This window comes from Actinoplanes sp. NPDC051346, from assembly GCF_040682215.1.
GTDB lineage: Bacteria > Actinomycetota > Actinomycetes > Mycobacteriales > Micromonosporaceae > Actinoplanes.
In genome coordinates this window covers 224,570-237,627 of sequence record NZ_JBFBAJ010000007.1, presented here as the reverse complement: position 1 = coordinate 237,627, position 13,058 = coordinate 224,570, and the positions used below count along the sequence as shown (strand labels likewise).

Annotated in this window: 9 protein-coding genes and 1 pseudogene; 2 read left to right on the top strand and 8 right to left on the bottom strand. The window is 70.0% G+C overall.

Annotation, left to right across the window (positions count from 1 at the left end):
• Positions 1–1,131 precede the first annotated feature (1,131 nt).
• Positions 1,132–1,998: a hypothetical protein gene (locus tag AB0M36_RS19455; RefSeq protein WP_364159651.1), complete on the top strand. Its 867-nt coding sequence runs from the start codon at positions 1,132–1,134 to the stop codon at positions 1,996–1,998.
• A gap of 1,003 nt (positions 1,999–3,001) precedes the next feature.
• On the opposite strand, the gene AB0M36_RS19450 is transcribed toward AB0M36_RS19455, so the two are convergent.
• Positions 3,002–3,964, bottom strand: a complete 963-nt coding sequence (locus tag AB0M36_RS19450; protein ID WP_364159317.1) for a D-alanine--D-alanine ligase — start codon at positions 3,962–3,964, stop codon at positions 3,002–3,004.
• Between the two features lie 8 nt (positions 3,965–3,972).
• On the bottom strand, positions 3,973–5,274 hold the full coding sequence (locus AB0M36_RS19445) for a PLP-dependent aminotransferase family protein (protein WP_364159314.1): 1,302 nt from the start codon (positions 5,272–5,274) through the stop codon (positions 3,973–3,975).
• Positions 5,275–5,441: 167 nt separating this feature from the next.
• On the opposite strand from AB0M36_RS19445, the gene AB0M36_RS19440 reads away from it, so the two are divergent.
• The gene (locus tag AB0M36_RS19440) at positions 5,442–6,107 is read left to right on the top strand and encodes a GNAT family N-acetyltransferase (RefSeq protein WP_364159311.1); all 666 of its coding nucleotides are present in this window, start codon (positions 5,442–5,444) and stop codon (positions 6,105–6,107) included.
• Here the strand turns inward: AB0M36_RS19440 and AB0M36_RS19435 are convergent.
• From AB0M36_RS19435 to AB0M36_RS19410, 6 genes and pseudogenes are all read right to left on the bottom strand, one after another.
• Positions 6,104–7,258, bottom strand: a complete 1,155-nt coding sequence (locus AB0M36_RS19435) for an N-acetylmuramoyl-L-alanine amidase (protein ID WP_364159308.1) — start codon at positions 7,256–7,258, stop codon at positions 6,104–6,106. The genes AB0M36_RS19440 and AB0M36_RS19435 overlap by 4 nt on opposite strands.
• Before the next feature lie 155 nt (positions 7,259–7,413).
• Positions 7,414–7,737, bottom strand: coding sequence for a thioredoxin (gene trxA, locus AB0M36_RS19430; RefSeq protein WP_364159305.1), 324 nt, complete (start codon positions 7,735–7,737; stop codon positions 7,414–7,416).
• A 14-nt stretch (positions 7,738–7,751) separates the two neighbouring features.
• On the bottom strand, positions 7,752–8,711 hold the full coding sequence (trxB, locus tag AB0M36_RS19425; protein WP_364159302.1) for a thioredoxin-disulfide reductase: 960 nt from the start codon (positions 8,709–8,711) through the stop codon (positions 7,752–7,754).
• A gap of 141 nt (positions 8,712–8,852) precedes the next feature.
• The gene (locus tag AB0M36_RS19420) at positions 8,853–10,127 is read right to left on the bottom strand and encodes a hypothetical protein (RefSeq protein ID WP_364159299.1); all 1,275 of its coding nucleotides are present in this window, start codon (positions 10,125–10,127) and stop codon (positions 8,853–8,855) included.
• Between the two features lie 521 nt (positions 10,128–10,648).
• Positions 10,649–11,248: pseudogene (gene sigM, locus AB0M36_RS19415) on the bottom strand (RNA polymerase sigma factor SigM); the annotation flags it as partial.
• Positions 11,249–11,442: 194 nt separating this feature from the next.
• Positions 11,443–12,996, bottom strand: a complete 1,554-nt coding sequence (locus AB0M36_RS19410) for a protein kinase family protein (RefSeq protein WP_364159296.1) — start codon at positions 12,994–12,996, stop codon at positions 11,443–11,445.
• Positions 12,997–13,058 lie beyond the last annotated feature (62 nt).

Here is a 13,058-nt window from a genome sequence, read left to right as displayed (position 1 = left end):
GGAGCCCTTACGCGTCCAATGCGGGTCCGCGACGCAAGCCTCTTGCCTAGACAGGGCCTCGAGCGGTCCTCGTCTGCCGCCGAGTACTGAAGCGGAGGCCCAAGTCCGCAGAATCGACCCCGCGCCGAATGAGCTCACCTGCGTGTTTCACGTGAAACGACAAGTGGCGGAACGCCCGCCCTAGGTCCTGAAGGCCGCTGGCGGCGAGCGCCAAGTCCCCAAGGTTCGCCCTCGCCTCATGTGCGGATCGCTGATCCCTCCGAGGCGCGGTCACGCCACGCCTGGCTCCTAGGAAACAGCCAAACCACGCCACGCTGGAGTCTGCTCAAAAATTCGCTACCTCCCCTTTCGCTGTAGAGATCAACAGGCGCTCCTCATCGGAGCCGGGAGCCGGGAGCCGGGAGCCGGGAGCCGGGAGCCGGGAGCCGGGAGCCGGGAGCCGTTTCACGTGAAACCGATCGATCGTCCGTCTGGACGGCGGGCCATGAGCTCCGTCGGCACGCCCGCGGCCATTCGCCCGGCCGGGGCTGCCGCACTCGCTGAGTGCGAGATCGTCCGGCCGACAACCGCGAGGGTGAACGGATTGGTGAGCGGCAGTATCCACAAGGTGTGCGCAAGGTCTGTTGACGACGGGGGGTGGCGCGTTTCACGTGAAACAACGCCGATGCGGTGTGAGTTTTCCACGGCGGTATCCACAGGGGCGGCAAGCCTGCCACATGGTGTTTCACGTGAAACGGAGCTGCCTGTGGATAACTTCTGTGGATAACTTCGTGGTAGGTGGTCGCCTGCTCGACGGTGACGGTTGTCTACTCCTGCGCCTTGCCTGAACCGGGTGGGGCGAGGCGACGGGTTGTGCGGCAAATTGACCCGGGACAGCATGCGGCCGCCTGCACTAGGGTCGGCGTCGTGTCTGAGAACACCCCCGAACTCCCTGACTTCACGCGGTGGCCTTCCTTCCCCTTTGAAGGCGACATGCGGGTTAAGCAGCTCGCCCCCGATGTTGAGGTCGAACCTCCGCGCAGCGGTGAAGATGCTGCTGACTGCCTAGCCTGCGCCACCCCCGACGATTCCTGCATCTGGGTCTCTGAACGCTGGCGGGTCCGGGCGATGGAGAGCCCGACAGGGCTGCCGATGGTTCTCATCCTCGAATGCCGCTCTCACCTCGATCTGGGCGACCTTCCGAACCTCCTGGCAGCCGAGCTCGGCGTCATGACGGTCCGCCTTGAGCGCGCGATCCGTTCCGTTGACGGAGTCGCTCGGGTGCACGTCAACCGTTGGGGCGACGGCTCAGCTCACCTCCAAATGTGGTTTTTGGCGCGACCCTATGGACGCCTGCAGCTGCGAGGCACCTTTCTCTCGCTCTGGAATGACATCCTGCCCGTCGTCCCCGAAGAGAAATGGAGAGAGAGCCTTGCTCACGTCGCGGCGTGGCTCGGTGAGTTTGGCGGCCGCGCGATCGCTGAGCCTCCACACATCCATTGGCAGGCGCCGGCCACGTTCAGCGAGGCCGGGGGTTCGACTCCTCCAGCCGAGACTGACGCCGACCCGGTAGCCGACCTGGCCGCCGACACGGCTGGGCCGGTCGAGACCTTCGACGATGGTGGGATGCGCGACCTGGCGGCCTACGCGAAGCAGGACGCGCATCCGCTCCACCCGACAACGACTACACCCACGGCGACGACACGCGCCGAACCTGGACCGCCCGCCTTCGAGCCAATCGGGACGGCGCGAACCGAGCCCTTCGGTACCGAGTCGGTCGGCACCGAGTCCGCCGCCACCGAGCCCGCCGCTACTGGGCCGGTCGGCACCGAGTCGGTCGGCACCGAGTCCGCCGCTACTGGGTCGGTCGGAATCGAGTCGGTCGGAACGGAGTCGGTCGAGATAGCGCCGGCCGCCACTGAGCCGATAGCCACCGAGGCGGCTGTGACAGTGGTCGCCGCAATCGGGCCTTGCGCCACTGGGCTGGTTGGAGCCGATCCGTCGGAACCGGATCGGTAGCGCGACCGAGCAGGCCGTGACAGCGGCCGCCGCAATCGAGCCTTCCGCCACAGGGCCGGTCGGCGGCGGGCCGACCGCCGCAGCCGAGTCTGCTGCAGACGGGCCGCTGAGGCGCGAGCCAAAGATCGGCAGTGACTGCGCGAGGTGCAACCGGGCGGTCATGCCTGCCTGGCGGAGACCCTGGCGGTCGCGGTCGAGCTGGCGATAGCGGTGCCGTCCGCGCGCCGTCCGCATCTGATCCGATTGCGTCGAGTCTGCGATGGCGATTCAGAAGAGACTGTCACTGCAGAGGGGTTAGCGGCAGGCCTCGACAGACGCCGCAAGGCCACCCCTCCCGGGAGCCCGCCGCAGATAGGGCGACCTCATTGACGCCGGCAACGCCGGCGGTGGAAGGTCCGCCGGCAACGGACAACGGGAAACGGGCGTCCGATGAAGACGCCGGGTGTCGAACGACGGGGACAGGGACGGTGACGGGGACGGAGGACGCGGCGGACGACAGGGTCGGGCGACGGGTTCCGGGCGACGGTTCCGGGCGACAGGGACGGGGATGGTGCCGGGCGATGGTGCCGGGCGACGGCGCCGAGCGACGGGGTTGGGCGACCGCGACGGACGACGGACTACGGCGTCGCCGCGGCCCTGACCGACGAGTGCGCCAGGAGCCACGATGCGCTGCGGCTGGGACGACGAAAGCTTCAGGAACTACGGGAGTGCCGCGGCCCTGACCGACGAGTGCGCCAGGAGCTACGGGGTGCCGCGGCTGGGAACGACGAGTGCGCCAGGAACCACGACACGCTGCGGCCGGGAACGACGAAAGCACCAGGAGCCACGGCGCTGCGCCGGAGTCGGCAACAACGCCAGGCTTACGGACGCTGGACCGAAGCCAAAAACGCCCGGGATAAGGCGCCGAGCCAACGAAAGCCCAACGACGGACACAGCCCGCCACGACGAGAAGCGACGCTCAGATAGTCGCGGTCAGCAGGAGCGAACCCCGACACCCAACAGCTCAGCCATCCCCGCGAGCAACCGCCCGCCCCACCAACGCCCCCCACAGCTTCCCGAAATCCAACCCACCGGCCTGCACCGCGAGTGGTAACAGCGAAGTCTCCGTCATCCCCGGCGACACGTTGACCTCCAGCACATGCGGCACCCCCTCCGCATCCACGATGAGATCCACCCGCGAAAGATCCCGCAGCCCCAAAGCGCGATGCGCCGCCACCGCCGTCTCCGCCACAATCTCGGCCACGGACGGACTGAGTCGCGCCGGGGTGTGCCACGTTGTCAGGCCGGCTGTGTACCGCGCCGCGTAGTCGTAGACGCCGTTCTTGGGAACGATCTCTACTGGGGGAAGGGCGAATGGTCCCTCCCCCAGGTCGAGCACCGACACCGCTACGTCCATCCCCGGTACGTACTTTTCGACGAGCGCCGTCGAGTCGTACGCGAAGCAGCTGACCATGGCCGCCGGGAGGTCTGCTGCCTCTCGCACGACGGATGCTCCTAGGCCGGAGCCTCCCTGGGCGGGCTTCACCATCAGCGGCAGGCCGAGGCGGTCGGCGATTCGGTCGAGGACCGCCACCGCTCCCAACTCCGAGAAGCGGTCGTGTGGCAGTGCCACCCAGTCGGGGGTGCGGATGCCTTGCTCGCGCAGCATCGACTTGGCCGACGGTTTGTCCCAGGCGAGTCGGGATGCCGCCGCCGTGCAGCCGACGTACGGGATGCCGCAGAGGTCGAGGACTCCGCGCAGGGATCCGTCTTCGCCGGTTGCTCCGTGGAGGGCGATCACCACAGCGTCGGGGGGGTCGTCGCGGAGAGTCGGGAGCAGGGTTACGTCCGCGTCGCGCATCTCGGCGGACATGCCCGCGGCTCGTAGCGCGTCCAGGACTCGGCGACCGGAGCGCAGGGAGACGTCGCGCTCGTAGGAGAGGCCTCCGGCGAGGACGAGGATGGTCGGATCTGTGGACGTACCCATGGGATTGATCATGCCAAGTCGGGGCCGGGGGTGTCCGCGGCGGCCGGGCCACGACGGCGGTGGGGGGTGGTGGGTCCGAAGACCGCTCGCATGGCGAGCTCCTGTTCCATCACCCCGGCGAGCCGGCGGACGCCTTCGCGGATGCGGGCGGGCGGCGGGAAGGAGAAGTTGAGCCGCATGTTGCCGCCGCCGGTGCCGTCGGCGTAGAAGCCGGTGCCCGGCACGTATGCGACGCGCGCGGCGATGGCGCGCGGCATCATCGCTTTCGAGTCGAGGCCCTCGGGGAGGGTGGCCCAGACGAAGAGGCCGCCGGCGGGGCGTGTCCAGGTGGTGCCCGTCGGCATCAGGTCGTCGAGGGCGTTCAGGAGGGCGTCGCGGCGTTCGCGGTAGATCTCGCGGTACACCTTGATCTGCTCACGCCACGGCATGGTCGACAGGTACTGCGTCACGGCGCCCTGGGCGAAGGCGCTGGGGCACAGGATGTTGGCCTCGCTGGCCATGACGAGCTTCTCGCGTACGGCGTGGGGGGCGAGGATCCATCCGACCCGCAGGCCCGGCGCGAAGGTCTTGGAGAACGTGCTGAGGTAGAGGATGCCGTCGCGACGGCGGGCGCGCAGCGGCCGCGGCGCCTCACCTTCGAAGCTGAGCGTTCCGTAGGGGTCGTCCTCGATCACCAGCAGCCGGTGCCGCTCGCAGATGTCGAGGATCTGCTCGCGGCGCTCTTCGGTGAGGGTGACGCCGGCCGGGTTCTGGAAGGTCGGGATCGTGTAGAGGAACTTGGCGCGACCACCCGCCTCGACGATCGCCGCCTCGAGGGCGGCGGGGATGAGGCCGTCGGCGTCCATGGCCAGGTGCCGCACCTGTGCCTGGGCGGCCTGGAACACGCCGAGTGCGCCGACGTATGTCGGCCCCTCGGCGAGCACCACGTCGCCCGGGTCCAGGAAGAGCCGTGCCACCAGGTCGAGGGCCTGCTGTCCGCCGACGGTCACCACCACGTCGTCGGGGGACGCGCCATTGGAGGCGTCGATGCCGGACAGGGTCATGACTTCGCAGATGCGTTCGCGGAGCTCGACCGTGCCCTGGCCGATGCCGTACTGAAGGCTTGTCGTGCCGAGCTCGGACGCGAGCCGTCCCATCATGTCGCCGACCGCGTCGAGCGGGAGCGCGGCAACATAGGGCGATCCGCCCGCGAGCGACACCACCTCCGGACGGCTGGCGACGGCGAAAAGCGCGCGGATCTCCGAGGTCGTCATCCCCCGGACGCGGCGGGCATAGCGATCGGTGTAGTCGTCTTGAGTTGTGCCAGTCATGCGTCAATGTTAGGTCTGACGCTTCGACCCTGGCACATCCGATGGAGTCCGATCCGCTCCCGTTCAAGGCGATTGCGGCGTAGGATCCGTCCGGGGGCGCGGACGAGCACGTGAAGAGGACCGTGCCGCGAGTCCGGATTGCTCACCGATTCTCAAGGGGTCCCGCCATGTCGCGACGGCTGGTCAACCTGACCCTCGACACGCTCGAAGACCTGCCCCGGCCGTGCCGGGGCTGCGTCTACTGGGAACTGGATCCGGTCTCCGCCGAGCGGGCGTGCGCCACCGGCGACCCCGGTCTCGAGAAGGAAGCGTGGGTTTCGCAGACGCTGCTGGAGTGGGGTTCGTGCGGCAAGCTCGCCTACGTCGACGGGATGCCGGCCGGCTTCGTCATGTTCGCACCGCCGGCGTACGTGCCCCGGTCGATGGCCTTTCCCACATCACCGGTCAGCGCCGACGCGGCCCTGCTGATGACCGCGCATGTCGTGGCCGCGTTCGCCGGGGGCGGGCTGGGCCGCATGCTCGTGCAGGGTGTGGCGCGTGACCTGACGAAGCGGGGCGTGAAGGCGATCGAGGCCTTCGGGGACTCGAAGTTCGGGGAAGCCGGCGAGGGCGAGGAAGGGTGCGTCGCGCCGGTCGACTTCTTCCTGTCGGTGGGCTTCAAGACCGTACGCCCGCATCCGCGCTATCCGCGGCTGCGGCTGGAGTTGCGTACGGCGCTGTCGTGGAAGTCGGACGTCGAGTACGCGCTCGAGAAGCTGCTCGGCTCGATGAGCCCCGAAACACTCCTGCGCCCGGTCCGCCCGGTGACCGCGACGACCTCCACGGAAAGTTAGGGAGTGTTGCGGGAAGCCAGGGCGAGCCTGAGCTGCCGCACGTCGATCGAGCCCGTCGGCACGTCCGCCTCCACCGGGTAGTACATCCGCTGCACCGCCGCGAGGAGCGCCTCGACGACCTGGTCCCGAAACTGCGGAACCACCAGCCGCTCGCGATCGACCGGCGAGCTGAGGTAGCCCAGGTCGACCTGGACCGCGGGCATCTGGGTGAGGCGCAGCAGCTCCCACGTCTTCGCGTGGATGCGGCAGTCGCGCATGCCGGTGCGTACGACGATCTCCCGCTGGACCAGGTTGGCCAGGCGCTCCCCCACCGTCGACGTGGCGCCGCTGCCGGTGCCGTAGTGGTAGGTCGAGACCCCGTCCGCAGTCGCCGTCTCCTGCCCGTCTATGTGCAGGGAGATCAGCAGGTCCGCGCCGAGGCTGTTCGCCAGCGTCGCCCGTTCCTGGCCGGTCATCCGCTGGGCCGGCTTGGGGCCGCGGGTCAGGTGGACGCGCATGCCGGCGGCGCCGAGGCGGCCCTCGAGGCGGGCGGCGATGTCGAACACGAGGTCGGCCTCGGTCCAGCGCAGTGGTCCGTCGGGGACGACGATGCCGGGATCCTCCGGGCCGCCATGGCCGGGGTCGATGACGATGGTCTTGCCGACGAGGCTGGAGCCGGACTTCCGGAAGGCCTCGGCCTCACGCAGCCAGTTGGGGCGGCCGCCGACGACCTTGCGGCCGAGCCGGCGGAGCCCTTTCATGGTCTGCGGGCCGCAGGTGCCGTCCGGGGTCAGGCCGACTTCGCGCTGGAACTGGGCGACCGCCCGGGCCGTACGCGGGCCGTAGATGGCGTCGGCCCGCCCGGTGTCGAAACCCATTTCGAGCAACCGCTCCTGAAGGGCCCGGACATCCTCGCCGACCAGCGACGTCGGTACGGAGTGGAACAGCGTGCGAGCCCCGAGCTTCCAGCGCGCGCCGTCCAGCGCCGCCCAGGTCTCGGCGCCGACTACTCCGTCGACGTTGATTCCTCGGCTCTGCTGGAAGGCTCGTACGGCGGTTTCGGTCGCGTCGTCGTACTCGGTGCCGCCGATCTCCAGCAGGTCGAGTCCCACCAAGATCGACCGGATCTCCTCGACGGCCGGTCCGGTGTCTCCACGTCGGATCGAGCGCACACGCGGCTCCCTAGCAAAGGTAAAAAGGGGCAACCCTGGGAGCGTACCCCCAGGTGTCACGGGGGGCCCGGCGTCGACGCCGGCTCCGTGCGTCGCCTCATGACGGGCAACGCCCCGCATCCCACCAGGGACGCGGGGCGTTGGGGAATGCCTGCTCAGAGGGCGGACTCGATGAAGGTGACCAGGGCACCCTTGGGCTTGGCGCCGGCAACGGAGTTCACCGGCTCGCCGCCCTTGAAGAGGGTCAGGGTCGGCACCGACATCACCCGGTAGGCGCGAGCCGTCTCCGGGTTCTCGTCGATGTTGAGCTTCACGATTTCGACCTTGTCACCCATTTCGGTGGCGATCTCGGCGAGCAGGGGGTCGACCTTCTTGCACGGCGCGCACCATTCGGCCCAGAAGTCGACAAGCACCACCTTGTCGGACTGAAGCACGTCACTCGCGAATGTGGCGTCGGTGACGGCCTTGGTTGCTCCCACTAGGACCTCCTGGTCTACAGCTCAATAAACGATGCGATGAAGCGCTCGGCGTCCAGCGCGGCGGCGCAGCCGGTGCCGGAAGCCGTGATGGCCTGACGGTAGGTGTGGTCGACGAGGTCTCCAGCGGCGAACACGCCGGGCAGGTTCGTCCGGGTGCTCGGGTGGTCGACCTTGACGTATCCCTCGTCGTCCAGCTCGATCTGACCCTTGAACAGCTCGCTGCGCGGGTCGTGACCGATGGCGACGAAGACGCCGGTGACGTCGAGCACCTTGGTCTCACCCGTGTTCACATCGCGGATGCGGGCGCCGACGACCTTGCCGTCGTCGCCGAGGATCTCCTGGACCGCGGAGTTCCACTCGACCTTGATCTTCGGGTTGTCGAGGGCCCGCTTCTGCATGACCTTGCTGGCCCGGAACGAGTCGCGCCGGTGCACGATCGTGACGCTCTCGGCGAAGCGGGTGAGGAAGGTGGCCTCCTCCATCGCGGAGTCGCCGCCGCCGACCACGATGATGTGCTGGCCACGGAAGAAGAAGCCGTCACAGGTGGCACACGACGAGACGCCGTGACCGAGCAGCTCCTGCTCGCCGGGCACGCCCAGCGGCCGCCACGCCGAACCGGTGGACAGGATCACCGCGCGGGCGAAGAACTGCTTGTCGCCGACCCACACGGTCTTGAGGCCCTCGGTGCCGGCCTCGGTGGGCTTGTCACCCAGCTCGACCCGGGTCGCGTCGTCCGTGACGAACTCGGCGCCGAACCGCTCGGCCTGCTTGCGCATGTTGTCCATGAGCTCCGGGCCCATGATGCCCTCGGGGTGACCGGGGAAGTTCTCCACCTCGGTGGTGGTCATGAGCGCGCCACCGGACTGCACGCCCTCGATGACCAGGGGCTTGAGGTTTGCCCTGGCCGCGTAGAGCGCCGCGGTGTAACCAGACGGTCCCGAGCCGATGATGATCAGGTTTCGGACCTCGTCCACTGCCGACTCCTCAGTCTGGGGTTCGCCGGGGCACCGGCGACATCGCACGCTTGAACGTCATGGTAGGAGAGCAACATTCCCCCGCGTCATGCTCTGTGGGCCCCGACATAGTGGGGGTCCTCACCACGAGCGGACGTCCGATCAGCCTACCTTCACGGCGCCGAGCCTGTCGGCGCCGGAACCTGGCGTGCCGCAGTCGGCCCCGGCGGCCCAGACCCACGTCCCATTGGACGCGGTGAATTTCACGACCAGCGCCGGATCTCCCTCGAACCGCGCGTAGTCGATGCTCTGTGCGGTGACAGCGCCGGCCTGGTTGGCATCGGAGATCGCATCGATGCAGGCCAGCAGCATCTCCTGCACCCGCAGTCGCTGCAGCGGGTCGTTGCCGTTGGCGTTGATCTCGGCCTTGTCCTCGCCCGCCGTGCCGCGCGCCTTCCGGGACTCGTCGGTCTCCGGCTCGTCGGCCCGCGGCGCCCCGGACTGCGCCGCACCGGCCTCGGACGCGTCGATCAACGGCGCGACGGGCTCCTCCCCGGGGGGCGGCGCGCCGGTCCTGGTGCGCCCGGAGTCCGCCGTGGCCAACGGCAACGCGGCCCGCGTGAGCGTCTCCGCGGTGTAGTCGGTGCCACTGGCCAGCACCTGAGCCGGCCCCGCGGGCAACGAGAGAATCCCGGCCTGCCCCCGCGAAGCACCCTGCCCGGCAGCCGAATCCGCGGCCGACGTGCTGGCTTCCCGCGACTCCCCCGCACCGAACTGCGAAATCCCAAACCCGAGGAAAGCCACCAACCCGGCCGCGATCCCCATCGGCGCGACCCACCTCACGCGCCGGGTCGGTCGCTCATCCTTATTTGGTACGGCGACCAGATGCCGGACAGGAGCAACACCATCACGACCCGGCTCGAGGCGACCGACCCCGGAAGTGACACCGCCAGCCTTTACGCCCCGGTCCCCGGCGTCGGCGCCGACCAGCCCGGCGTCAGTATCTACGGTCATCCGCCCGGCGTCGGTGCCCGTGGTCATCCGCCCGGCGTCGGCGCCCGTGGTCAGGTGCCCGGCGTCGGCGCCCGTGGCTAGCTGCCCGGCGTCAGCGTCGGCGGCCGGCCCGCGTCTGATCCCGGCGTCGGCGGTCGTGGCCGCCGCGAGTCCTGGTTTGTCGCTGGCGTTCGCCGCGGCGAACGCGGTGTCCAGGCGCATGATCACGTCGGCCGGCATCGGTTCCGGCTCGGCGCCCCACGATTGAAGGGCGGCGGTCATGGCTTCGGTCGCTCCGGAGAGCTCGGCGTGCGCGCGGCGCCAGGCCGGATGTCCCACGATCAGGGCGGAGACCACGGCCTCGTCGGGGGTGCCGTCCAGCGCGCCGCCGACATAGTCGGCCAGCAGGTCGAAGTCGACCTCACTGAACTCTGCCCCGGTCACGCCTGGTCCCCTCTGTCACCGGAGGCCGGGAGCGGCCTCGACACCGGGTGCGGCACCGTCGCACCCAACCCCGTTGAGACGCGCCCGGAGCCGTCGGGGTTCCCGGCGTTGCCGTCTTCTCCGGACGACTCTCCAACCGCCCGGAAGACACTGTTCCCCGAGCCGCCGGAAGAGCCGCCGGCAGCGCTCCGGGTCGAGCTGTTCGGCGAGCCGCCGCCGGAGCCGCCGGCGGGGCCTCGGGCCGAGCTGTTCGCCGGACTGCCGACCGAGCCGCGAGCCGCGTCATTCGCCGAGCCGCCCACCGAGCCGCCTGCCGACCCCCCGACCGACCCCCCGACCGACCCCCCGACCGACCCCCCGACCGACCCCCCGACCGACCCCCCGACCGAGCCGCCGGCCGAATCCCCGACCGAGCCGCCCGCCGACCCGCCGGCCGAACCCCCGGCTGAGCCGCCGTCCGAACCCCCGATCGAACTCCCGGCCGAGCCGCTGGAAGCCCTTCCCCGGGCCGGGCCGCTCGGTTCGGAACCCGTCCGCAGGTGTCCCAGGGCCAACGCCATCCGGGCGCGTCCCCGGGCGCATCTGCTCTTGATCGTGCCCTCCGCTACGCCGAGGATCTCGGCGGCCTCGATGACCGGGTAGCCCTGCACGTCGACGAGCACGAGCGCGGCCCGCTGCTCCGGCGGGAGCGCCGCCAGCGCGGCGCGGACCACGAGCGCGGTGTCGTGGTCCTGCGTCGGCGCGACCGGCTCCGGCCGGCTGCCGAGGCCGCCGTCGTCGGTGTGCGTGCCGTCCGGCAGGGGAACGGTCGGGTGGGACTGCCGCCTCCGCATCCGGTCGAGGCAGGCGTTGACCACGATGCGGTGCAGCCACGTGGTGACGGCGGAGTCTCCGCGGAAGCGGGCCGCGCTGCGGTGCGCGGAGAGCAGCGCGTCCTGGACGGCGTCGGCTGCCTCCTCGCGGTCACCGATCGTGCGCAGGGCGACGGCCCAGAGGCGGTCGCGGTGGCGCCGCACCAGCTCGTTGAAGGCGTGCGGGTCGCCGTCGACGTGGGCGCGCAGGAGCTCGGCGTCGGTCGGTCCAGAGCCGTCCGCGGCATCGAGTGCGTCGCCGAAAGTCACGCCAGCAATGTAGCCGAGCCACGCCGGGCTCGCGCCTCCCACGTGGGCCTCATCCGTCGCGTCAAGGTGACCCCGGACCGCCCTCGACCCGCCGAGAGCAAGGGACGGCGTGGCGCGGTTGTCGCCGGCACGGAAAAGCCCTCCACCGATGATTCGGCGGAGGGCTTGTCGTCTGCCCGCGGGAGACTTTCCGATCAGTCGGTGGCGTACACCTCGATGTTGGTCACCTCGACCTTGTAGCCGCCCTCGCCGTCGTCGGCGGCCGGCAGGTCGCTGATGAAGACCAACAGGTACTGATAGGTCTGGGTGGCGTCGAAGACCGGGAAGATCCTCTTGGTGCCGTCGCTTCTGCCGGTGTCGTCGTCGCCGAGCTTCTTGTAGGTCTTGACGATCTGGTCGTCGCCCGCAGAGGTGTTGCCGGGGTCGTTGGCGCCCGTTCGGATGTCCATGGCAACGCCCGGCGCCGAGGTTTCGACCCGGACATCGCTCAGGTGACGCGGCGAACCCAGGTTGATCAGCACGCCCATGCCGTCTTTGAGGTTGCCGAAGTCGGACTGGTTGAAGCGCTGCGTCTCCCAGCCCGTTTCCTTGCTGTCGTCGACGGTGAACTTGGCCTCGCCCGAGTCGCCGCGCCCGCCATTCGGCGGGTCGACGATGCGGACCATGCTCTCGGTCAGCGCGACCTTCTTCGGCGTGCCCTGCGGGCCGGCCCCGGCGTTGCCCTGGTCGGCGTTGCCCTGGTTGCCACCCTGCGGCGCCGTGTTGGCCTGGCTGGCTCCGGGCGACTGCTCCTTACCGGAGTTGCTGATCGCACGGATGCCGAACACGAGACCGATCAGCGCGATGACGACGAGAGCCGCGACGCCCACCACGATCTGCCGGGTGCTGCGGGCCGGCTCGGCGGAGTTGCCCTGGGTGAACCGCAGCGGACCGGCGTCGTCGTATTCCTCGTCGGCGGCGTCGAGGCGGGCCAGCTCGGCGGTGAGCGCCTCGGCCTCGGGGACGGCGACGTCCTTGTTGAGCAGGTCCATGGTCAGATCATCGAGGTACGCCGGGACGCCGGCGCGGACCTGCCGTGGAGTGGAGGCGGCGCCGTCGCCGTCGCGCAGGGCGTCGGGCAGTGCCGAGGCACCGACCTCCGCGTGCGGCCAGCGGCCGGTCAGCGAGAAGTAGAGGATGCCGCCGACGGCGCGGATGTCGGACTCGATGCTGTCGGCCGAGTCGGCCCGGGCGTCGGCCAGGACCACGCGGCCGTCGTCGGCGATCAGCGTGGTGCCGGGGTGCACGTTGCCGTGGACCATGCCGGTGGCGTGCACGGCGGCGAGCGCGTCGACGATCGAGTGCGCGATCGCTGTGGCGCGGGCCGGGTCGAGGGGGCCTTCCCGCGAGACGAACTCGCGCAGCGCCTCACCGTCGACCCACTCGCGGACCACATAGGCCCGAGTGCCCTCATCGATGGCGTCGTAGACACCGACCAGGTTGGGGTGGATCACGCGGCTCGCGTCGACCGCCGCCTGCAGCATCTCGGCGGCGGACTCGCCGCCCGGATATCGCAGCACGACCGCGACGGGCCGCCGGAGGATGACGTCGATGCCCCGCCAGACCTGGCGCCCGGCACTGTCGTTGTTGACGTGCTCCTCGAGCTGATAGCGCTCGGCCAGGATCTCACCGACGGTGGGCGCACCGAAGGTCATGACCGGTCCGGCCTCGTCGGCCGCGGTCTCGTGGCCTTCGCCGACCTGGGTCACCCGTCCTCCCTCGGTGGTCCGCAAGTGTCGCCCCCGACCTTACCCGTCCCCGGCCAAGGTCC